The 21560-nt window shown below is 66.6% G+C and carries 20 protein-coding genes; 11 read left to right on the top strand and 9 right to left on the bottom strand.

Features of this window, described 5'->3' with window-relative positions:
* Positions 1 to 92: 92 nt before the first annotated feature.
* From BACI349Y_RS15445 to BACI349Y_RS15435, 3 genes are all read left to right on the top strand, one after another.
* Positions 93 to 1226 carry a lipid II:glycine glycyltransferase FemX gene (locus BACI349Y_RS15445; protein WP_159632872.1) on the top strand — a complete coding sequence of 378 codons (1134 nt, stop codon included), beginning with the start codon at positions 93 to 95 and terminating at the stop codon, positions 1224 to 1226.
* A 161-nt stretch (positions 1227 to 1387) separates the two neighbouring features.
* The gene (locus tag BACI349Y_RS15440) at positions 1388 to 2704 is read left to right on the top strand and encodes a peptidoglycan bridge formation glycyltransferase FemA/FemB family protein (RefSeq protein ID WP_159632871.1); all 1317 of its coding nucleotides are present in this window, start codon (positions 1388 to 1390) and stop codon (positions 2702 to 2704) included.
* 34 nt (positions 2705 to 2738) lie between these two features.
* Entirely contained in the window at positions 2739 to 4226 is a 1488-nt protein-coding gene (locus BACI349Y_RS15435) for a threonine/serine ThrE exporter family protein (protein WP_159632870.1), read from the top strand.
* A gap of 20 nt (positions 4227 to 4246) precedes the next feature.
* On the opposite strand, the gene BACI349Y_RS15430 is transcribed toward BACI349Y_RS15435, so the two are convergent.
* Positions 4247 to 5086 (bottom strand): siderophore-interacting protein, encoded by an 840-nt coding sequence (locus tag BACI349Y_RS15430; protein WP_159632869.1) that lies wholly within the window; start codon positions 5084 to 5086, stop codon positions 4247 to 4249.
* A 13-nt stretch (positions 5087 to 5099) separates the two neighbouring features.
* Positions 5100 to 5870 (bottom strand): uracil-DNA glycosylase, encoded by a 771-nt coding sequence (locus BACI349Y_RS15425; protein ID WP_159632868.1) that lies wholly within the window; start codon positions 5868 to 5870, stop codon positions 5100 to 5102.
* Positions 5871 to 6001: 131 nt separating this feature from the next.
* Between BACI349Y_RS15425 and BACI349Y_RS15420 the strand changes: the two genes are divergently transcribed.
* The 5 genes from BACI349Y_RS15420 (at position 6002) to groL (ending at position 10489) form a co-directional block, all read left to right on the top strand.
* Positions 6002 to 6331 (top strand): DUF3263 domain-containing protein, encoded by a 330-nt coding sequence (locus tag BACI349Y_RS15420; protein ID WP_159632867.1) that lies wholly within the window; start codon positions 6002 to 6004, stop codon positions 6329 to 6331.
* A gap of 51 nt (positions 6332 to 6382) precedes the next feature.
* Complete coding sequence (locus BACI349Y_RS15415) at positions 6383 to 7024, top strand: LytR C-terminal domain-containing protein (RefSeq protein ID WP_159632866.1); 642 nt, start codon at positions 6383 to 6385, stop codon at positions 7022 to 7024.
* Between the two features lie 65 nt (positions 7025 to 7089).
* On the top strand, positions 7090 to 7296 hold the full coding sequence (locus BACI349Y_RS15410; protein ID WP_141180812.1) for a cold-shock protein: 207 nt from the start codon (positions 7090 to 7092) through the stop codon (positions 7294 to 7296).
* 68 nt (positions 7297 to 7364) lie between these two features.
* Positions 7365 to 8564 carry an ABC transporter substrate-binding protein gene (locus BACI349Y_RS15405; protein ID WP_236560855.1) on the top strand — a complete coding sequence of 400 codons (1200 nt, stop codon included), beginning with the start codon at positions 7365 to 7367 and terminating at the stop codon, positions 8562 to 8564.
* A gap of 290 nt (positions 8565 to 8854) precedes the next feature.
* Complete coding sequence (gene groL, locus BACI349Y_RS15400; protein ID WP_159632864.1) at positions 8855 to 10489, top strand: chaperonin GroEL; 1635 nt, start codon at positions 8855 to 8857, stop codon at positions 10487 to 10489.
* A gap of 88 nt (positions 10490 to 10577) precedes the next feature.
* Here groL and BACI349Y_RS15395 read toward each other — a convergent pair whose 3' ends face one another.
* Positions 10578 to 11888, bottom strand: a complete 1311-nt coding sequence (locus BACI349Y_RS15395) for an ABC transporter substrate-binding protein (RefSeq protein ID WP_159632863.1) — start codon at positions 11886 to 11888, stop codon at positions 10578 to 10580.
* Between the two features lie 196 nt (positions 11889 to 12084).
* Here BACI349Y_RS15395 and BACI349Y_RS15390 point away from each other — a divergent pair, with 196 nt between their 5' ends.
* Positions 12085 to 13161, top strand: a complete 1077-nt coding sequence (locus tag BACI349Y_RS15390; protein ID WP_159632862.1) for a ribonuclease HI family protein — start codon at positions 12085 to 12087, stop codon at positions 13159 to 13161.
* 9 nt (positions 13162 to 13170) lie between these two features.
* Here the strand turns inward: BACI349Y_RS15390 and BACI349Y_RS15385 are convergent, their stop codons facing one another.
* The 4 genes from BACI349Y_RS15385 to BACI349Y_RS15370 form a co-directional block, all read right to left on the bottom strand.
* Positions 13171 to 13458, bottom strand: a complete 288-nt coding sequence (locus BACI349Y_RS15385; RefSeq protein WP_159632861.1) for a WXG100 family type VII secretion target — start codon at positions 13456 to 13458, stop codon at positions 13171 to 13173.
* A 107-nt stretch (positions 13459 to 13565) separates the two neighbouring features.
* On the bottom strand, positions 13566 to 15074 hold the full coding sequence (locus BACI349Y_RS15380; RefSeq protein ID WP_159632860.1) for a sensor histidine kinase: 1509 nt from the start codon (positions 15072 to 15074) through the stop codon (positions 13566 to 13568).
* 2 nt (positions 15075 to 15076) lie between these two features.
* Positions 15077 to 15787: a response regulator transcription factor gene (locus BACI349Y_RS15375; protein WP_056331118.1), complete on the bottom strand. Its 711-nt coding sequence runs from the start codon at positions 15785 to 15787 to the stop codon at positions 15077 to 15079.
* A gap of 73 nt (positions 15788 to 15860) precedes the next feature.
* On the bottom strand, positions 15861 to 16361 hold the full coding sequence (locus tag BACI349Y_RS15370; protein WP_159632859.1) for a DUF427 domain-containing protein: 501 nt from the start codon (positions 16359 to 16361) through the stop codon (positions 15861 to 15863).
* 252 nt (positions 16362 to 16613) lie between these two features.
* Between BACI349Y_RS15370 and BACI349Y_RS15365 the strand changes: the two genes are divergently transcribed.
* Together BACI349Y_RS15365 and BACI349Y_RS15360 are read left to right on the top strand one after the other, a co-directional pair.
* Complete coding sequence (locus BACI349Y_RS15365) at positions 16614 to 16871, top strand: hypothetical protein (protein WP_159632858.1); 258 nt, start codon at positions 16614 to 16616, stop codon at positions 16869 to 16871.
* Between the two features lie 5 nt (positions 16872 to 16876).
* Positions 16877 to 17746 carry an FHA domain-containing protein gene (locus BACI349Y_RS15360; RefSeq protein WP_159632857.1) on the top strand — a complete coding sequence of 290 codons (870 nt, stop codon included), beginning with the start codon at positions 16877 to 16879 and terminating at the stop codon, positions 17744 to 17746.
* Positions 17747 to 17764: 18 nt separating this feature from the next.
* On the opposite strand, the gene BACI349Y_RS15355 is transcribed toward BACI349Y_RS15360, so the two are convergent.
* Together BACI349Y_RS15355 and BACI349Y_RS15350 are read right to left on the bottom strand one after the other, a co-directional pair.
* Positions 17765 to 19411: a DNA repair helicase XPB gene (locus BACI349Y_RS15355; RefSeq protein ID WP_159632856.1), complete on the bottom strand. Its 1647-nt coding sequence runs from the start codon at positions 19409 to 19411 to the stop codon at positions 17765 to 17767.
* Positions 19412 to 19424: 13 nt separating this feature from the next.
* Positions 19425 to 21560 (bottom strand): helicase-associated domain-containing protein (locus BACI349Y_RS15350; protein WP_159632855.1); only part of this gene is annotated, 2136 nt, incomplete at its 5' end.

The raw sequence follows: 21560 nt of genomic DNA, 5'->3' as shown, positions 1-21560 counted from the left end.
CCGTCAAGGTGACGCTCCACACCCGGACGGCCGCCGTCCCGGGCATGCCGGAGAAAAGCCGGGAGCGCCTGAGGCTTTAGACTTGAGGCTGCATGTCCGCACGCATCCAGAAGTACCGAAACCGCGCACAAACCCGATTGGACACGGCCCCCTTGCGAGAATTCACCGCACGTTTTGCCACAGCCGAGGAAATTGAAAACTGGGACAAGCACGTCACGGCCAACCCGAACGGCGGCAACATGCTGCAGTCCGCCGCCTACGCATCGGTCAAGAACGGAAGCGGCTGGAAAGTCCGGTTCCTGGTGCTGGAAGGCGGCGGGAACGCCAGCTATAACCTGGTGCTGGAGAAAAGCTTCCCCGTCCTGGGACGGCTCTGGTACCTCATCAAGGGCCCCGACCTGGCAGGGGCAGCAGACCTGGGCGCTGCCCTCGCAGCGTGCGCGCAGCTGGTCCGCAGCAGCAAGCTGAAGGTGTTCACCATCAAAGTGGAACCGGACATCATCGACTCAGACGAAGCGCAGCGGGAACTGGCAGCAGCCCACCTGGCCAAAGCCCCCAACATCCAGTCCAACGATTCCACCGCCCTGCTGGATATCTCCGGCACGGAAGAGGAAGTCTTTAAGGCCATCTCTTCCCGGGCCAGGAACGCAATCCGGCGCGCAGAGCGCGAGGGCTGCCAGGTGGTCCGGCAGGAACAGGGACCGGAAACCTACCGGGCCCTGTACGACCTGATGGCCAACACGGTCAACGCAAAGGGTTCCATGCCCCTGCGCAGCTATGAGTACTACGAGCGGTTCTGGGACGAGTTCTGCAACCGCGGCCAGGGCAACTTTTTCTTCGCCTACGAGGACGGAAAACCCAGTGTTGGTGCCTTCGTCATCAACTACGGGGGCAAGGCAACGTACAAAGACGGCGGTTCCACCCAGAACCGCAAGCAGTACGGGGACTCGCACCTGGTGCAGTGGACGGCCATCCGGCGGATGCAGGAACTTGGCTGCACGGAATACGACTTCTGCGGCACCCCGCCGGCTGCCCGCATCAAGGACAAGACCCACAACCTGTACGGAATGGGCATGTTCAAGACCAGCTTCACCAAGACGGTCACCGACTTTGTGGGCTGCCACGACTACATCCTGTCCCCGCTCCGGCACCGGCTCTGGGTCAACGGTGGAGAGAAAGTGTTCCGCCGGATCGAGACCGCACGAACCGGGCAGCAGTTCTACTGACCCGCTGCCGCCAGGGCCCTCTCCTGAGCGCCCCGCGCGGCCCGTACGCTGCGGGAACCCGGCCGGCCCGAACGCCGTCCGCCCTGAACACCCTCCACCCTGAACACCCTCCACCCAGTGCGTGCCCACAGGCCGCGAAGAGTCCAGAAGAAGGTCACCCCTTGAATCCAGTTTCCGCCGCGACCGGGCTTGAATACGCCAACCTCAGCGACGCCGAATTCGAGGCCTTCGCCCTGAAGCACCCGCAGAACAGCTTCCTGCAGTCCAACGACTTCGCCCGCTTCCAGCGTGCCCGGGGCCAGCAGGTGGAACTCTTCGGGGTCCGTCGCGACGGCGAACTCGTGGCCGCAGGAAAGCTCAACTACACCACCACCCGCCTGGGCTACACCGTCTGCGAGTGTGCCAAGGGCCCCCTCATGGACTACTCGGACCGGGACCTGGTGCGCGCCGTCGTCGGGCTTCTCCGCAACCATGCCGCTGAGCGCAAGGCGGCTGAACTGCGGATCTCGCCGAACATCAGGTACATCGCACGCGACGCTGATGGCGCCGAACACCCGGACGTCGAAGACAACAGGCCGCTGGTGGCGGACCTGGAACAGCTCGGATTCCAGCACCAGGGCCTGGACATGAACTTCATCAACGTCAACTGGATGTTCATCAAGAACCTGGTGGGGATCCAGGACGCCGAAGAACTGATCATGGGCACCAGCTACCGCACCCGCAAAGCCATCCGCAAGGCGGAAAAGAACGGCGTCTTCCTCGAACAGGCCACCCTGGAAACCCTCGACGATTTCTACGGCGCCCTGAGCCGGGCAGGCGACGAAAAAGGGTTCGTGTACCGCGAACGCGCCTACTACGAGAACCTGCTCCGCACCACCTCCACAGAGTTCACCAAGCTGATGATGGCCAAGATCGACATCCCGGCCTACCGCAAATCCATCACCGAACGGCTGGCCGCGGAGTCGGCCACAGCGGCGGACCTCCGCCGCGAGGTGGAGGAGACCGGCAGCAAGAAGAAGGCCAACCGGCTCAAAGTGGTCCAGGACCTGGTGGACAGCTACGAGCGGAGCCTGAAGGACATCGAACGCTTCCCCGACTCCGTGGGAACGGCCACCGTCGCGGCCATCCACTTCGTCTGCTACGGCGACGAGGTGGTGTGCGTGATCGGCGGCACCGTCCAGGACTACATCTACTTCAACGGCGCAACCTCCCTTTACTGGGGAATGATGCTGCACGCCCTGGAGAAGGGCTACCCGCGGTACAACTTCTACGGCACGTTCGGCATCTCCGGGCAGGACGAGGAAGGCCACGGCGGCTACGAATTCAAGAAGGGATTCGGCGGGGAAGTGGTCCAGCTGGTGGGGGACTTCGTCCTCCCGGTCCGCCCCGCCGTCTTCCACGCCAACCGGCTGGCCAGGTCCGCTGCCGCTGCCGCCCGCACACTGCTGGGTAAACTGCCGCTGAAGCGCGCATCCTGAGAGTCCATCAACCGCGCACAGGGAGGAAACGGGCATGACCAACCGGCCCGAACGGCCAGGGTCCAGGCCGAAGACTGATGGCCTGCCCAAGACTGAACCGCTGACCCCTGCACAGCTTCGGCAGGACGCCGCCGCCAAGAGGATGCTGCGCCGCCTGGTGCAGGGCGAGAATCCTCCCACGGCTCCGCTGAGCATCGTGGACCGGCTGGCGGGCAGCCCGTACGCCAACCCCACCATCCAGGTGGGCGGCGTGGATACGTCCGCGCGCAAAACCCTGGACTTCGCCCTGCACTTGGCTGAGACCATGTTCCGCTACGGCGCGGGCGCCCTGGAAGTCGAAACCAGCATCATCGCGGTCACTGCGGCCCTGGGGCTGAAGAACATCGAAGTGGACATCACCAACCAGTCCGTGGGCATCAACTACGCGCCCAAGGACCAGACCCCCATCGCCCTGCTGCGCGTGGTGCGGTCCTGGACCAACAACTACGCCGGGCTGGCCAAGGTGCACCAGCTGGTCACCGACATCGTGGCCGGGGGTGTGGGCCGTGACGAAGCAATCCGCAGGCTCAACGAGGCCATCACCAGCCCCAAGCCCTACCCGCGGTGGATGGTCACCGTGGCGTTCGGCATTTTCGCCGCGGTGTTCGTGGGGGTGCTGGGCGGCGGGCCGGTGTCGTCGGTGATCGCGTTCGTGGCCAATATCGGCATCAGCCTGCTGGCCCGGCAGCTGGGACGCTGGCGGGTTCCTGACTTCTTCATCACCGCGAGCTGCTCTTTCGTGGTCACCATGCTGGCGCTGCTGCTCTGGCAGCTGGGGCTCACCACGTCGCCGTCCATCGTGGTGGTGGGCGGCATCCTGCTCCTCCTGCCCACCGGGCGCCTGGTGTCCTCCGTGCAGGACGCCATCAACGGCTTCCCCGTGACCGCGGCGGGCCGGTTCCTGTCCACCCTGCTGACCTTCGGCGCCATCGTGGCGGGAATCGCTGTGGCCTTCGTGGTGGGGGAGTTGACCGGGCTGCAGCGCATCGACGTCACGCAGACCTTCCCGCCCGCCTACGATCTGTGGGTCCTGATCCTCTTCGTGGCCGCCGCTGTCATGGCCATCGGCATCACGGAACAGACCACGTGGAAGCTCCTGCTGCCCACGGCAGCCGTGGGCGTGGCCGGCTACCTGGTGCTGCTCGGCTGCGGCCAGCTGGGCATCGGGGACCGGTTTGCACCTGCCATGGCCGCCGTCGTCATTGGCCTGCTGGCACGGGTGGTAGCCCTGCGCATGGGCGCACCGCAGCTGGTGGTGGCAGTCCCCGCGGCACTCATCCTGCTGCCGGGCCTCACGATTTTCCGGTCCATGTATGTGCTCACCGTTGAGGAGTCTGAAGTCCTGGCCGGTGCCGGCGGGATGCTCAGCGCCGGCGCCATTGTGCTGGGCACGGCGGGCGGGATTGTGCTGGGCGACGTGCTGGCCCGTCCACTGACCCGCAGCCTGGCAAGCAACGAGCGGCGCCGGGCCCGCCGCCGCTAGGCCACGGCCGCCTGTCCAGGCTAGATCTGGCCGACCGGAAGCTTCTTCTCGGCCTGGAAGTCGTCCTCTACCCGGCCCTGCGCCCAGTACCCGGAGAGGGACACCTGCCGGCGCTCCAGTCCGCGCTGCTTGAACAGGACCTCGCGCAGGGCTTTCATGTAGCCGCGTTCGCCGTGCGCAAAGACATCCACCGTGCCATCGGGCCATTCCGCGTCCGCCACTGCGTTCACCAGCAGGTCGCTGGAACCCGCCGGAGCGCCGTTGCGGGGCAGCCAGGTGATGTGCAGTCCTGCCGGGGCGGCAATCGGCTGGATGTCCGCCTCGGATCCGACCTCCAGGAAGGCCAGCCCGGTTGCCCCTGCCGGCAGTGACTCGATGCAGGCGGCGATGGCGGGCAGGGCCGCCTCGTCACCGGCAAAGAGGTACCAGTCGGCCCCGGGGTTGGGATTGTACGCGCCGCCCGGGCCGGTAAAGATCAACGGCTCACCCGGCTGGGCGTTGGCCGCCCACGGACCGGCGAACCCTTCATCGCCGTGGACCACAAAGTCGATGGCCAGCTCCCGGGCCCCGGGATCCACCCAGCGCAGCGTATAGGTGCGGGTGAACGGCCACTGCTCACGCGGCATGGTTTCCCGCACCGTCCAGAGATCCAGCGGGGAGGGGTACTCCACGCCGGGCTGTGGAAAGACGATCTTCACGTAACGGTCAACGAACCCGTTGTTGACGAAATCACCGAAGCCCTCTCCGCCGGCCACGATCCGGACCATGTGCGGGGAGAGCTGTTCCTTCCGCAGCACGGTGAGGTTGACCTGCGGACGGCTCTTCTTGGTTGCGCTGGTGGCGGCGGGGACAGTGCTCATAAGGCAAGCCTAGCTAGGGCAGCGGCGGGAGTTCCCAGGTTACGTCCCGCGCACCCTGTTCCCGGAGCAGCTGGTTTACGCGGCTGAACGGCCTGGAACCAAAGAACCCGCGGGACGCGGACAGCGGACTGGGGTGCGGGCTGGTGACCGCGGGAGCCCCGCCCAGGAGCGGCCGGACGCCCTCAGCCTCCTTGCCCCACAACACCGCCACCAGCGGCATCCCTGACCCGTCCGGGGACTTGCGGGCGGCCAGTGCGGTGACTGCCGCCGTCGTAATTTCCTCCCAGCCCTTGCCCCGGTGGGAGCCCGCCGCGCCGGCCCGGACGGTGAGCACCCGGTTCAGGAGCAGCACCCCCTGCTCCGTCCACGCGGACAAATCCCCATGAACGCGCGGGGGAATACCCAAGTCCGACTCCAGCTCCCGGTAAATGTTGACCAGGCTGCGGGGGAGGGGCCGGACGTGCGGGTCAACCGAAAACGACAGGCCGACGGCGTGTCCCGGCGTGGGGTAGGGGTCCTGCCCCACGATGAGGACCTTCACGTCCGCGAAGGGCTGGCGGAAGGCGCGCAGGACGTTCGACGGCGGCGGCAGGAGCTGGTGCCCGGCCGCCTCTTCGTCTGCGAGGAACGCCAGGACCTTCCGGAGCTGGGCTTCGACGCCTTGCAGCGCCGAGGCCCAGTCCGGAGCCATCAGCTCTGCCAGTGGCAGCTGCGCCAGATCGGCGAAGCCGGCGGCGTCCGCAGGGTCCTGCTGCAGCTCGAAGAGGGCATCCGATTCAACCATCGTTCCATTGTTGCAGGGACGGAGCAGGGCCGGCCGGGAACATCCAGCCGGGCGGGCGTAAATGACACCCTTGTTATTCGGCGGCTAGCATAGGGGTAAGACATTGACCCCTACCAGCGAAGGAGTGCGCCGTGGCGGAACCGGCCCGGGAACACCTGCCGGAGCAGGATCCAGGGAACTCCCTCCTGGCGGATTTCACCCTTCGTGAGTCCTCCCTGTCCGAGCGTGAACAACAGATGCTGGCGCTGGAACGGCAGTGGTGGAAGTACGCGGGAGCCAAGGAGCAGGCCATCCGTGACCTGTTTGACCTCTCCGCCACCCATTACTACCAGCTCCTGAACGCATTGATCGACCGCGAGGATGCGCTCGCCCACGATCCCATGCTGGTCAAGAGATTGCGTAGACTACGTACGTCGCGCCACCGTGCACGTACTGCCCGGCGCCTGGGATCCGACGCTTAAGACGCCCCAGGCCGGGACAACAGCCGCAATCAACAAGGATGTCCTTCCACCATGACCAGATACGCCCGCGATGAATTCGACAAAGTCCCGGAGGCTGCGTCGCGACAAGGTGTCCACCGGACGGCCTCGGCCCCGTCCCGCGTGCGGCTGTGGCCCATCCTGGCGATGGGAGTGGCGGCCTTGGCCATAGGGTTGGTGTCCTTCCTGATCCTTCCCAAACTTGGCTTCAACACCACCGCCAGCCAGGCCTCGGCCAGCGTGGAGTCAGCTCCGCTGGCCGGCACCGGCACAGCCCCTTCGGCCACGCCTTCCGCTTCCGCGCCCGTGGCTTCCACGGTGCCCTCCGCTTCTTCCGAGCCAACCCAGGACGCCGCCCTCTCTCCGGAGTCCACGGCCCCTGCCAGCCAGCAGGCCGTCGTCGACAGGACCCAGGCCGTTGCCATCTACAACGCCGCCGGTACGGCGGGGCTGGCCAGCCGGGTAGGCGGAACCGTCCAGGGTGACGGTTGGCGGCTCGGCCAGGTTGGTAACTGGTCCGGAGCCCCGCAAAAGTCCTCCGTGATTTTCTACGCGGGCCCCCAGCACCTGGCCAGCGCCCAGGCGCTTGCCGGTCTGCTGAACATCCCCACCGTGGTGGACAGTACCGAATTCCAGTCGCCGCTCGTTGTGGTCCTGGGCCCGGGTTACCGGTAGCCGCACGCCGTCCAGTAACGCCGGTCCGGTCTCCACCTGGCCCCAAACGGAAAGAGTTGTTCATCATGGCACTGGGAACCGTGAAATGGTTCAACGCTGAAAAGGGCTACGGCTTCATCACCGTTGACGGCTCCGGTGATGACATTTTTGTCCACTGGTCCGCAATCCAGGGGGAGGGGTACCGTGCCCTGGCCGAGGGGCAGCGGGTGCAGCTCGATGTGGGCGAGGGCGAAAAGGGTCCGCAGGCGGAAAACGTCCGGCCGGCCCAGTGATGCCTGCTCTGCGGCGAGATGGCCGCATCCGGGCGGCCCTCGCCCTGTCCGCGGCAGCAGTTCTTTCGATGACAGCATGCGCCGGTACCGGCGGCAACGCCAGGGTGGAAACGGCGGAGGCCTCCGGCGACGGCGTGCTGCGGGTGGGGATGATCCTGGACAATGCCGGTGACAATGCCTTCCTTAACGCGCCCCAGCTGGCTGCCGCCAAGCTCGCCATCCAGGACATCAACGCCGCCGGTGGACACAAAGGCCGGCCGGTGGAGCTCCTCCCGGTGCACCCGGACCAGGACACGGGAAAGCAAGCGAAGGACCTCGCCGCCGCCAAAGCGGATGTGGTGATCGGACCCACCGATTCCAGCCATGCGGCCGCCGCGGTGGACGTTCTGTCCCACGCGCGCATACCGGTCATCTCGCCGGCCAACACAGCTGCAGGCCTGTCAGGGCTCGCCAGCGGAGGCTACTATTTCCGCACCGCCGCAGCCGACGTCGCCCAGGGCCCCGTGTTGGCCAAACTCGCCAAGGACTCCGGGGCCGCCACCATCAGTGTGCTGTACCAGGAAGGCTCCTACGGCAAGGACCTCTCCGCTGCCGTCACGGACGCTGCGACAAAGTCCGGACTCACGGTCCTGCCCGGGGCCGGCTTCAAGGACGGTGCCGCCGCCGAAACCGCGCGCTCCACCGCAAAGGCCAAGCCTGACGCCGTCGTCCTGATTGCCCGCGAGGGCGCGCAGGACGCCCTGGCCGGGCTGGACAGCGCCGGCCTCACCGGTTCACGGATCATCCTCAGCGACGGCGCGTTTGCCCGGTACGGCTCCAGGCTCGGCTCCGGGACCCTCGAGGGCACACGCGCCGTCGTCCCCGGACAGTTGCCCACCGCTGCCTTCCAGTCAAAACTGCTGGCGGTGGACCCTGCCCTCAAGGACGTCTCCTACGCTGCCGAAACCTACGACGCCGTCACGCTGGCGGCCCTCGCCGGAGCACGTGCCCAGGATGACGCCGGACGCTCCATTGCCGGCAACCTGATTGCCGTCTCCGGAGGGGCAGCCGGCCCCGGCGCCGGAGTGCCAGCCGCCCCATGCCTGAGCTACAAGGAGTGCCTGGGCGGCCTTGCTGCCGGCCCGGACATCAACTACGACGGCGAATCGGGCCCGGTGGCCTTCGATGCCAAGGGCGATATCACCACGGCCCTCTTCTCCGTGTACACCTTCGGACCCGACAACAACCCCTCGCTGTCCGGCCGGGAGACAGCGGGCCACTCCGGCTGATCGCCCTGGGCGAAGCGGCCCCGTCCTGCGGGGTGTCACGCGTCTTTTCGCTTGCACTCTCACCTGGGGAGTGCTAATTATTGACTTAGCACTCTGACGCACCGACTGCTAAAGCAATGCCTGGTTCCGGCCGGCGGCGCACGGCACCGGTCGAGGAGCGAAAGAAACACCTCACTTCAGTGAGATCCCCGCCCGGAGGCATACAGAGGCCGCCGGCAAAGGATCGTCCGTCGCGGGCACTGCAGCGAAGGTTCATTCTTAACGACTGTCCCGAAAGGACTACTGCCGTTATGGCCAAGATCATTGCATTTGATGAAGAGGCACGCCGCGGCCTTGAGCGTGGCCTGAACACCCTCGCCGACGCCGTTAAGGTCACCCTCGGCCCGCGTGGACGCAACGTCGTCCTCGAAAAGAAGTGGGGCGCCCCCACGATCACCAACGATGGTGTTTCCATCGCCAAGGAGATCGAGCTGGACGATCCCTACGAGAAGATCGGCGCAGAGCTGGTCAAGGAAGTTGCCAAGAAGACCGACGACGTTGCCGGTGACGGCACCACCACGGCAACCGTCCTGGCCCAGGCCCTGGTCAAGGAAGGCCTGCGCAACGTTGCCGCCGGCGCCGACCCGCTGTCCCTCAAGCGCGGTATCGAAAAGGCTGTTGAGGCCGTCACCGCCGAGCTGCTGAACTCCGCCAAGGAAATCGAAACCAAGGAAGAGATCGCGGCTACCGCCTCCATCTCCGCCGGTGACGACGAGATTGGTGCCCTTATCGCCGAAGCCCTGGACAAGGTTGGCAAGGAAGGCGTCATCACGGTCGAGGAGTCCAACACCTTCGGCCTGGAGCTGGAACTCACCGAAGGCATGCGCTTCGACAAGGGTTACATCTCCGCCTACTTCGTCACCGACGCTGAGCGCCAGGAAACGGTCCTCGAGGATCCGTACATCCTGATCGTCAACTCCAAGATCTCCAACGTCAAGGAACTGGTTGCTGTCCTGGAAAAGGTCATGCAGTCCAACAAGCCGCTGCTGATCATTGCCGAGGACATCGAGGGCGAGGCCCTGGCCACCCTGATCGTGAACAAGATCCGCGGCACCTTCAAGTCCGTCGCCGTCAAGGCTCCCGGCTTCGGTGACCGCCGCAAGGCCCAGCTCGCCGACATCGCCGTCCTCACCGGCGGCCAGGTCATCTCCGAGGAAGTTGGCCTCAAGCTGGAGACTGCCGGCCTGGAGCTCCTGGGCCAGGCCCGCAAGGTTGTTGTCACCAAGGACGAGACCACCATCGTCGAAGGTGCCGGCGACGCCGACCAGATCGCCGGCCGCGTGTCCCAGATCCGCGCCGAGATCGAGAACTCCGACTCCGACTACGACCGCGAGAAGCTGCAGGAGCGCCTGGCCAAGCTGGCCGGCGGCGTTGCAGTTATCAAGGCCGGAGCTGCAACCGAGGTTGAGCTCAAGGAGCGCAAGCACCGCATTGAAGACGCCGTGCGCAACGCCAAGGCTGCAGTTGAAGAAGGCATCGTCGCCGGTGGCGGCGTGGCCCTGATCCAGGCCGGTGCCAAGGCATTTGCCAACCTTCAGCTCTCCGGCGACGAAGCAACGGGCGCCAACATCGTCCGCGTTGCCATCGACGCTCCGCTGAAGCAGATCGCCTTCAACGCCGGCATGGAGCCTGGCGTAGTTGTCGACAAGGTCCGCGGCCTGCCCGCAGGCCACGGCCTGAACGCAGCAACCGGCGAGTACGTCGACCTGCTGGCTGCCGGCGTCAACGACCCAGTAAAGGTGACCCGCTCTGCCCTGCAGAACGCTGCCTCGATCGCCGGCCTGTTCCTCACCACCGAAGCAGTGGTGGCTGACAAGCCGGAGAAGGTTTCTGCCCCCGCCGGTGGCGACGACATGGGCGGCATGGGCGGCATGGGCGGCTTCTAAGCCTCCCGGCCGGGACCTGCCCCGCCAATTACGAAAGTGCGGCCCCCTCTTCCGAGGGGGCCGCACTTTTTTGTCCCGCTGCCGGGATCTACTTCCTGGCCGAATCCAGCATCCCCTGGACTTCCTTCTTGAAGGCTTCGGCGGCAGCCTGGGGGGTCTGCCGGTCATACAGCACTTCATCCGTGTAGCGCTTGATGACATTCTGGACGCTTCCCGCACCCACAGGAGGAACCGGGGGCGCGTCCTTGATATCCGGCGCAATGTCCTTCAGGAACCCCACCACGGTGGTGTCTGCCGGCTTGAGCGAGGACGTGATGCTGGAAACGATGTCGCTGTTGGTGGGTACCCCCCTGTCCGTCATCAGGATGGCCCCGGCCTCCGGGCTGTTGGTGAGGTAGTTGATAAACTCCGCGGCTTCCTTGGGATGCTTTGAACGGGATGAGGCGGACCAGAACATCGTCGGCTTGTAGTACATGCCGTTACTGGCCGCCGCGCCGTCGACGCTCGGAGCGCGCAGCATTTTGATGTTGCTGCCGGTGGTGGCCTCAAGCGATCCAAGTTGGTTGGTCCACCACCAGGCCATACCCACCCGGTTGGTGCCGAAGAGGCTTTGCTCAAGGCTGGCCCCGCCGTCTTCCGTCGCCACGTTCGCCGGCGGGCTGGCCTTGGAATCGCGTTGTTCCTTGAGCCGTTCCCAGAAGGAGGCGGCCGTGCCGGCCTCGAAGCCGAGCTTGCCGTCAGCGGAGTAGAGGTTTTCCCCGTGCTGGCGCAGCCAGATGATCAGGTCGGCCTCGTTGCTGCCGTAGGCGGCACCATAGGTCTTCCCGTCACTCGCGGCGCTGAGCTTCGCGGCGGTGTCCATGAATTCTTTCCATGTCCACGTCTTGTCATCCGGGACGGGTATGCCGGCCGCTTCAAATACCTTGGTGTTGGCCATGATGACGTAGGCATTCTGGCCTGTGCTCAGGCCATACTGTGCGCCGCTGTACTGGCCGGACGCGAGGGCTTCCTTGTCCAGTTTCGACGTGTCGATGCCGTCCTGCTTGGACAAGTCCATGAGGGCGCCGCGGCCGCCGTATTCGGCGATGTACTTCTGGTCCATCTGAATGACGTCGGGCGCATCGTTGGCGGCGGTCTTTGTGGCCAGCTTGTCCCAGTAGCTGGACCATTCGCCGGGCTCGGCCTTGACCTTGATGTTTGGATGGGACGCCTCAAACGCGGCGATGACCTTGTCTGTCTGTCCGTTGAGGTACTCGTTGCCCCACCATGCGAACCGCAGGGTTACCTGGCCGTTGTCGCCCGATCCGCCCGGGGCTCCGCAGCCTGTGGCCAGGATGGACAGGGCAAGGGCGGCAGCGCCAAGCTGGAAACTGCGGCGGCTTACGACTGGAATCGTCATTGATGTTCCTTCCGGGTTGGCTTCTCCGGCGCGGCCCAGCACGGTCGCCCGGCGTAGTCCAAGGATGAGAGAAACCGCTTTCTCATGTGATGCTGTGATTGTTTCGCGCATCCGGCACCCCCGTCAAGAATTTTCGGTAAACGTTTTCCCACATCTTCGCCGGGCCGCTGTCGGCCGCTTCTGGCAGGATGGACCGGTGACGATTACTGCAGCGGCTGATGGTTCGGCCTTGGGAAACCCCGGCCCGGCCGGATGGGCCTGGTATGTGAATGACGATTGCTGGCGCGCCGGCGGATGGCCCCACGGGACCAACAACCAGGGGGAGCTGATGGCTGTCCTTGACCTCCTGCGCGCTACAGCGCACCTGCCCGGGGAAGACCTGCGCATCCTTTGCGACAGCCAGTACGTGATCAACTCCATTACCAAATGGATGCCGGGATGGAAGCGCAAAGGCTGGCGCAAGGCCGATGGAAAGCCTGTCCTGAACGTGGAACTGCTGAAGGAACTTGACCGCGAACTGGCCGGCAGGACCTACACCTTCGAATGGGTCAAGGGGCACGCCGGCCACGACCTCAATGAGGCGGCCGACGAGCGCGCCAGGGCTGCGGCAACCGCCTACCAGCAGGGAGTGGCAGCAAGGTCGGGTCCAGGCTTCCCCGGCGGCCAGCACCCGGGCACCTCCGGGCGCGCCGCGGCCCCGCAGCCTGCCTCCGGCGCGGGCCTTCCGCCCGCCACGCTGGACATCCCGCCCGCCGCACCGGCCCGTCCTGCAGCGGCGCCTGGCGACGTTCAGGCAGTCCGTGGCGCTGATGCTTCGGGGAGGCCGCGGGCCACTCCGGCGCCCGTCCCGGCCTTCGAGGAACTTGACCTGTTCAGCGAACTGGACAACGAAGCCCTCGAAGTGGCCGAGGCAACCCAGCAGGCCGGCTCAGTCCCGCCCGAGGCGCTGGTGGAAGAGCTCGAACGTGAGCTGCTGGGTGCCTTGGTGCGGGGGGATATCGGGCGGACCGCCGTCCTCCTTCACCCGGACTTCATGGAAATCGGGAGTTCCGGAAGGGTCTGGACCCGGGACGCCATGATGATGGCCCTGGAAGAGGACCCGGGGGAACGGACCGACATTGAAATCCTGGGTGCGGAGCGCATCGGCACCAGTGCGGTCCTGCTGACGTACCGAAGCTTTGCGCGATCCGGCACTACGCTCCGCAGTTCGCTGTGGGTCCTCGATGGGGACCGCTGGCGGTTGCGGTTCCACCAGGGGACTCCGGAGGCCTGAGCCCAGGTGTCAGCTGAACCGCTGCGCGTTCCCCTGCTCCGCCTGGGCATAGGTGGCGGCGGCAGAGGCCAAGGCGGTGTTGATGGATGCCAGTGAAGCCTCCACCCGGCCCTGGGTGATGGTCCATTCGGTGACGAGTGCCTGGAAGTTGGTGGCGGCGGAGCCCCGCCATGAACCCTGGAGTTCATCCAGTCCGCGTTTCATGGTTTGCACGTCGGCGCTGATCCGGTCCACCGTGGCCTGCACGTTGGCGGACTTCAGCTGAAGTAATTCTGTGTCGACGGAAATGATGCTCATGGCTGTGCCTCTCAGATAGGGCGGGGGAGTGGCCCCCGCGCCCGGCGGTTCCGGGCTGCTGGGACGAGCCTATGGAGCGGCGGCGGGCCGGAGCCATTGCCGGCCGGCTATATGTGGATAACCGATCCGTCGCTGCCCCTGGCGCCGGCGGTGCTTCCGGCTGGTTCCTGGCCGTCTGCGCCGCCATGCCGGGGTGGGTCTTCACGCCGCGGCAGGCTGACCACCAGGGTGGCGCCGCCTCCGTCGGTCTTCTCCACCCGCACCGAGCCGCCGTGGGATCCCACGATTGCCGCCACGATGGCTAGCCCCAGGCCGCTGCCACCTGTCTCCCTGGTGCGGGAGGTGTCCGCACGGTAGAAGCGTTCGAAGACCTTGGCCGCCTCCTCTTCGGAAATGCCCGGTCCGTGGTCCCGCACTTCGATGACGGAGCGCTCCCCGCCGTCGGCACTGCGCACCCCAACGGCGAGTTCGATAGGACTGCCCTCCGGGGTGTAGCGCAAGGCGTTGCCCACAAGGTTTCCCACCACCTGGCGCAGCTTGGCCTCATCCCCGAGCACCGGGGCAGGTGCCGCCGGTCCGCCGTCGAGCCCGGTCAGTGAAATCACCCGGGAACGGTCGCTCGCCTGCGTGTCCACCACGGCATCGTGGGCGATCAGCTGCAGGTCCACCGGCTTCTGCTGCAGGGGCCGCTGCTCATCGAGGCGGGCCAGCAGGAGCAGGTCCTCAACCATCGACCCCATGCGCTTGGCTTCGCTTTCGATCCGGCCCATGGCTGTGGCCACGTCCTCGTCCGTAGCCAGGGCGCCGTGGCGGTACAGCTCGGAGAACCCGCGGATGGTCACCAGTGGGGTACGCAGCTCGTGGGAGGCGTCGGCGGCAAAGCGGCGCATCCTGGCTTCGGAGGCGGTCCGCGCTGCGAAGGCGGTTTCAATATGCGCCAGCATGGCATTCAGCGAACTGCTGAGCCGGCCCAGCTCTGTAGTGGGGTTCTCCACTTCCACGCGGCGGGAGAGGTCGCCGGCGGCAATGGCGGCGGCCGTTTTTTCCACCCTGGCAAGAGGCCGGAAGGAACGCGACACGGTCCAGCTCGCAATGAGCGAGGCCAGCAGCAGCGTCAGCAGGCCCACCCCGGTAACCACCAGGGTGGCATGCTTGAGGACGTCGTCCACGCTCTCCAGCGGCAGCCCAATTACCACCACGGCAGTGGTTTGGCCGTTCTGGACCGTCACGGCCACCACGCGCCAGTTCTCCCCGTCCGTCCCGCGGACCTGGAAGGGGGCCAGGTCGCGGGCCTGCGCCTGTTCCACCGTCATGGAGCTGATGTCCGGGTGGTCGTCGGGATCACCGCCGAACGTGTACGGCTGCTCGCCCGGCGCGAAGAGCATCAGCGAGTAGTCGGTGGGTATGGAGCTGGGAGCCTGCAGCTGGGTGAAGGAGCGTTGTTTCCGGGCGGAGTCGACGGCGGCGTTCAGTTTGTCATCCACCTGGCCCTGAAGGTAGCTGTGCAGCAGTGTCAGAGTCACCGCACCGGTCACTGTCAGGGCCACAATCAGCAGGGCCATGATCATGGCCACCAGCTGCGACCTGAGTGAGGCCGACTTCCACCGCTTCAGCAAGGTCAGCGCTTTTCGGCCGTCCGCAGGACGTAGCCCACGCCGCGCTTGGTCTGGATCAGGGCCGGCGCCTCGGGGTCGATGTCCACTTTCCGCCGCAGGTAGGAGATGTAGGACTCCACGATGGACGCGTCCCCGTTGAAGTTGTACTCCCAGACGTGGTCAAGGATCTGCGACTTGGACAGGACCCGGTTGGGGTTGAGCATGAGGTAGCGCAGGAGCTTGAACTCGGTGGGGGAGAGCTCAATGACGGTGCCGCCACGGCGCACCTCATGGGCGTCGTCGTCGAGTTCGAGGTCGTCCACGCGGATGACCGCGTCGTCGTCGAGCAGGGGCTGCGTGCGGCGGAGCACGGCACGGATCCTGGCCACCACTTCGTCGAGGCTGAAGGGCTTGGTGACGTAGTCGTCGCCGCCCACGGTCAGGCCCGTTACCTTGTCCTCCGTGTCGTCCTTGGCGGTCAGGAAGAGAACGGGGAAGTGCTTGCCGGAGGCACGAAGCCGCCGGGTCACGGTGAAGCCGTCCATGTCAGGGAGCATGACGTCCAGCACGGCCAGGTCGGGGGCGTGGGTATCGGCCGCGGCGAGGGCGTCGCGGCCGTTCGCGGCGGAAACCACTTCAAAGCCGGCGAACCGGAGCGACGTGGAGAGGAGCTCGCGGATGTTGGGTTCATCATCAACGACGAGCAGCCGGGCTTCTGGACCGTTCTTGTTCATGCTCCCATCATGCTCCCAGTCTCTGGGAGTTGTCTGGATATTCGTTGTGAGCATGGTGATGGTGGGCTTGCGGTCACCAGTCCATGGTCCCCGGCTCGCCTTTGAACGGGCCCACCACCCGGCTGGTGATCCAGCCACCGTAGAAGCGGCCGGGCTGGGCCGTCACCCGTTCGCCATCCACTTCGCAGTAATCCATCCGGCCGGGGTAGACCGCCACCCGGTCAGCGAGTGCCTCGAAGCCGGAGGCCGGCTCGGGATAGGACCAGGCGGCGCTGTCCGCTTCCTTGCCGCCGCCACGCACGGTCAGGTACTTCGCGGAACCCTTGAACTCGCAGAAGCTGCTGCCCGAGGCGGGCTCCAGGGAACCGGCGGCGAATGCTGACTTGAGGATGTAGTACACCGGTGGGTGGCTGGTTTCGAGGACGCGCAGCGAATCGGTGGTATCGAGGATCAGCTCACCGCCCAGGACGATGCGGATCCGTTCAGTGCTGGGCTCGATCCGCGGCGGCCGGGGATAGTCCCAGACCGACTCCTGCCCGGGTCCGGGCGTGGCAGGGACGATTCTTGTAGTCATGCTTCCAGTGTGCGTCCGGACGCGGCGTTCCGCACCCGGGAACCCAATTCGCGGCAAGAACGTTCCGCGTCCCGCGTCTTCCCCCGCCCCTGCTGCGGGAATACAGTGATGCTTGCCGGGCGGGCAAGCCCGGCACCAGCGTTCCAACGGAGCACCGGCAGCTGTTTTTCCGCACCCCCGTGGCTCCGTGGCTCCATCCCACCACCGGTAGTTTTCCGATAGCTCCTGGCCCATCGAAGGGGATTGACCATCATGACTGACCTGAGTGCGACTGACAAACCAGCTGCCAATGAACGCAGCATCCGGGACTGGGCGGACCTTGCCGAGGAGATGTGGTCCTATCTCACCGGCAAAGGTGCCGCGATCAACTACCAGTTCATCGACATGACCGTTGAGGTTCCGCGTGACATCGGCCCCGACGCACCGCGTGCCACCTGGAAGCTCAACGGAAGCCTGCGCGTCACCACCAGTGACCGGGACGCCGCCGGAGCGGACTCGAACCGCGGTTGACGGACATGGCGGAGAACCGTCTGGACATCGATCTGGACTTTTCGTACACGGACGGGTCGGGTGCTGTCACCAACGGCCGTGCCAAGGCCGCCGGTACGGAGGTGACCTTGTCACTGGAAGGCCTCGCCCCGCTGACCGGCGGCGGCCTGCCATCGCTTGAAGAGATTAAACCGCTGGCGGAACTGCTGGCCCGCAAGGGGATCAGCGTCACCGTTGCCGGACCTGACGGAACCATCCTCAGCCTGGGCAACGTGGACAGCCCGGCGTCACAGCGGCTGGTGACGCGCTCGCCCCATATCAAACTGGGCAAGCTCGGCTCCCTGCTGCCGCTGGTCAGGCAGGGAAGGCGGAGGCCCAGGGGTATGCCACTGCTGCCCCCAGCCACGCCCTTGCCGTTGGTCCCCACAGTCCAGCGGAACATCATCCGGCGCATCACCACCACCCACTACGCCAGGGGTGGCGGCCGGCCGCGGCTGATCTTTGTTCAGGATTCCGCCACCTGGACCGGCCAGATCCCGCGGGAGGTGGCCCTCTCCGGGGAGGTCACGACCATAGGCGGCAGCCCCGGGTCGGATGTCCAGCTGGAGGGCCTGGAGGCACTCCACGCCGAAATCAGGCACGACGAGCAGGATGAGTACGTCCTGGTGCCATACGGGCCGGTCAGCGGAAGTGTCTCCAGGACAGGGCCTTCCGTACTGCGGACCGGGGCAAGGATCCAAATGGGGCAGTGGTGCCTTGCCTTCTTCCGGGAGGAATTCGCCGACCACGGCCGCCCCTATGGCGGCCGGAGCGGCGGCGAACTGGCCTACGAACGCCCCCAGCTGGACCCACGGACGGGAACCATGGAGCGTGACAGCTCCGAGGGCATCAGCTGAGGACGTGCAGGCCGCGGGCTATTCCGCGGCCTGCACGTCCTTGGCGTCCATGATCCGGTAGGCATAACCCTGCTCGGCAAGGAACCGTTGGCGCTTGGCGGCGAAATCCTGGTCCAGGGTGTCCCGTGCCACCAGGGAGTAGAAGCGGGCGGCGCGGCCGTCCTTCTTGGGCCGCAGCAGCCGGCCCAGCCGTTGCGCTTCCTCCTGCCGTGACCCGAAGGAGCCGGACACCTGGATGGCCACCGAGGCTTCGGGCAGGTCGATCGAGAAGTTGGCCACCTTGGACACCACCAGGGTCTGCAGTTCCCCGGAACGGAATGCGTCAAAAAGCTTCTGCCGTACCTTGACCGGGGTATCGCCCTTGATCACGGGTGCCTTCAGGCGTGCGCCAAGGTCATCCAGCTGGTCGATGTACTGGCCGATCACCAGCAGCTGCTCCCCGGCGTGCCGTGCCACCAGCTGCCCCACTACCTGGGTCTTGGACTCCGAGGTAGCGCAGAGCCGGTACTTGTCCGCATCATCGGCCATTGCATAGGCAACGCGTTCATCACCTGGCAGGTCCACGCGGACCTCCACGCAGTCCGCGGGCGCGATATAGCCCTGGGACTCGATGTCCTTCCATGGGGCGTCATAGCGCTTGGGCCCGATCAGGCTGAAGACCTCGCCCTCGCGCCCGTCCTCCCGGACCAGGGTGGCGGTGAGCCCAAGCCGGCGGCGGGCCTGCAGGTCGGCGGTCATCCGGAAGATCGGTGCCGGGAGGAGGTGGACTTCGTCATAAATGATCAGGCCCCAGTCGTGGCCGTCCACCAGTTCCAGATGGGGGTAGATGCCGCCGCGCCTGGTGGTGAGCATCTGGTAGGTGGCGATGGTCACCGGCCTGACCTCCTTGAGGGCGCCGGAGTATTCACCCACCTCATCCTCCGTGAGGGAGGTGCGCCTGATCAGTTCGTCCTTCCACTGCCGGGCAGCCACCGTGTTGGTGACCAGGATCAGCGTGGTGGTGGACCCAGTGGCCATGGCCGCCGCTCCCACCAGGGTCTTGCCGGCACCGCAGGGCAGGACCACCACGCCGCTGCCGCCCGCCCAGAAGTTTTCACTGGCCAGGCGCTGGTATGGCCGCAGTTCCCAGCCGTCCTCGTTGAGGGAAATAAGGTGCGGGGTGCCGTCCACGTAGCCTGCCAGGTCCTCGGCCGGCCAGCCGATCTTCAGCAGCAGCTGCTTGAGCTGGCCGCGCTGGGAGGCGTGCACCACCACCGTCTCGCCATCGATCCTGGGTCCCAGCAGCGGCGCGATCTTCTTGGCCCGGATCACTTCCTCCAGGACGGGGTAGTCGTCCGTCCGCATGACCAGCCCGTGGCGGGGGTCTTTTTCCAGCCGCAGCCTGCCGTACCGGGACATGGTTTCCGCGACGTCAATCAACAGGGCGTGCGGCACGGGGAAGCGGGAGTACTTCAGCAGGGCGTCCAGTACCTTTTCGGCGTCCAGCCCGGCGGCCCGTGCGTTCCACAGGCCCAGCGGGGTCAGCCGGTAGCTGTGCATATGCTCGGGTGCCCGCTCCAGCTCGGCGAAAGGCGCGATGGCGTGCCGGGCTTCGGTGGCCAGCTCGTGGTCCACCTCAAGGAGGATGGTTTTGTCGCTTTGGACGATCAGGGGTCCGTCGGTCACGCGGGGAGATCCTTCACTGGCGCAGTTCCTCTGCGGCCTCGATATCGATGATGCGGTGCACGGACAGGACCCGTTCTGTGTCCTTGGCGGGATCGAAGACACGGACCCTGCCCCCGCTGACAGATAGCGGAACAACGACCTCCAGGCTGGCATTCCCCAGGCTGTCCACCACGTTCATGTGGATCCGCTGCTTCAGCCGGATGGCCCTTTGCAGGGCCTCAAGCCCCAGCTGGGTGGCTGCCTCGCTGCCGGCAACGGCGCCGGGGTGGTGTCCGGCGCCGGCGCCCGCCTGCCGCAGGACGCCCAGCTGGGCTTCAACCTCCTCCGCCGGGGGCGCCATCCGCGGGGCGGTGTAGACGGGGCGGGAGCTTTCCTGCGGCGTGGAAGGCCGGCGCAGGTGGGCCGCGGGTTCGGCCCCGTCCACGGACGGGGACAGTCCCAGGCTTCGGAGTGCGGCGGCCAGTTCGCGCGGCGGCGCCGATGAGGTCACAACCGTGGGTGACAGGCCGGCCAGGCCCAGCTGGGCGGCTTTCGGTCCTGCCAGCAGCTCGCGCAGGGCTGCTTCGTCGTCGCTTTGGATGAAGCTGGCGGCCTGGCCCACGCGGAGCCGGCCGTGCCGGGACGCTGTGTCTTCCACCAGGTACTCCAGCGGCTGCGGCACGGCGGTGGCTGAGTGTTCGCGAAGAAACGCCAGCAGGGCCGCGGCGTCGTAGCCGTGGTCGAGTGCCCGTTTGATGGACTCCGCGGAGAAGCGGTAGATGGTGGCCGGACCTTGCCCCTCGGCGTCGGCCATGACCAGGAGCTTTTCGGTCAGCGACGGTGCCAGGTAGCCGGGGGCCACAGCGGTCAGGTCCGCCTGCAGCAGCACATGGTTCAGGGCCGCAGGCAGGTGCTCGCCCAGGATGGCAAGGGCGGCATCAGGATCGTCCTCGGCGACGGCGCTGCCCAGTTGGCTCAGGGCACCCGAACCCACGAGGCCCAGCATCTCCGCTTCGGCCAGGACCCCGCGGATGAGTGAGCTGAACCGCCGGGCCATCCGAGGCTGCGACCACTCCGCACGCTGCAGGACGGCGGCGGCGTCAAGGACGGGAGCGGCGCCGTCGGACGCGGCCGCCTGCTGGGTGAGCTCGTGCAGGATCTCCAGGATCCGTTTGCGGACCACGGGGGCGTCGGGCCGCTGCGCCCCGGCGGACAGTGCGGCGATGATGGTTCCCGACGCCGACCGGCCGGCCGGTGCGCCCGGCGCCGAATTCACCGGCTGGCCCACCATGGACGGCACGCGCTCGCTGGCCAGCCACGCGTTCACCAGCCACAGCCATTGTTCCTGCCGGGGAAGGACCAGCCATTCCAGCTGCGGCGGCTGCACCCACGATGAGGAGTCGACGTCGAGCCGGATCAGCCCGGCCAGGCCGCACAGTTCCAGCAGCAGACCTACCGCACCCTGGTCAATCCGCAGGTGCTCGGCCAGGCGGCGTATCTCGCGGACGCCCACACCTCCACTGCGCAGCGTGGCCAGCGGGTGTTCCCTGACGGCATACAGCAGTTCCGAGACCAGCCGCAGGGTTTCCGAGATGGAGCTCAGGGCCGCATTCCTGCGCAGCGCCGCCGTGGTCCGGCCCAGCTCGGGGACCGGTGGCGCCAGGGTGAAATCGTTGATGATCGCGCCACCGCGCAGGGCCAGCCCCACGCTGTGGGGCAGTTCTACGTGGGCGGCGTCCAGCGGAACCAGCAGCCCGCGGGCAAGGAGCCAGTCAACGGGCCCGACGTCGGCGCCCTCCGTGGTGACCGACGCTTTCCGCTGCGCCTGGGGGACGGCACCCATGGCCCAGTTCCGGAACCTGGCGAGCAGCGCCGTCGTCCGTTCCGGGGCGCCGGCGAGGATGTCCCGCAGTGCCTCCGGGGAGGAGGTCCAGTGCTGAAGGGCCAGGGCCGCCTCCATGGGCGTGGTGGCTTCCTGGATTGCGAACCCGCTGTGGTGCAGCTCCGAGACCAGCTGCACGGCGCGCTGGGCGAAGGCCGGCTGCAGGCGGACCAGCTCGGTATAGCTGCGGCCCAGGCCGGCCGGATAGATCCCCACCACGTCCTTGAGGGAGCCCACCGGGAGGTAGAACGGCTGGTCGGCGGCCGGGGAAGGGGTGCCGTGCGGGGG

The organism is Arthrobacter sp. 8AJ, from assembly GCF_902506025.1.
Taxonomy (GTDB): domain Bacteria; phylum Actinomycetota; class Actinomycetes; order Actinomycetales; family Micrococcaceae; genus Arthrobacter.
This window is presented reverse-complemented; position numbering and strand designations above follow the sequence as displayed.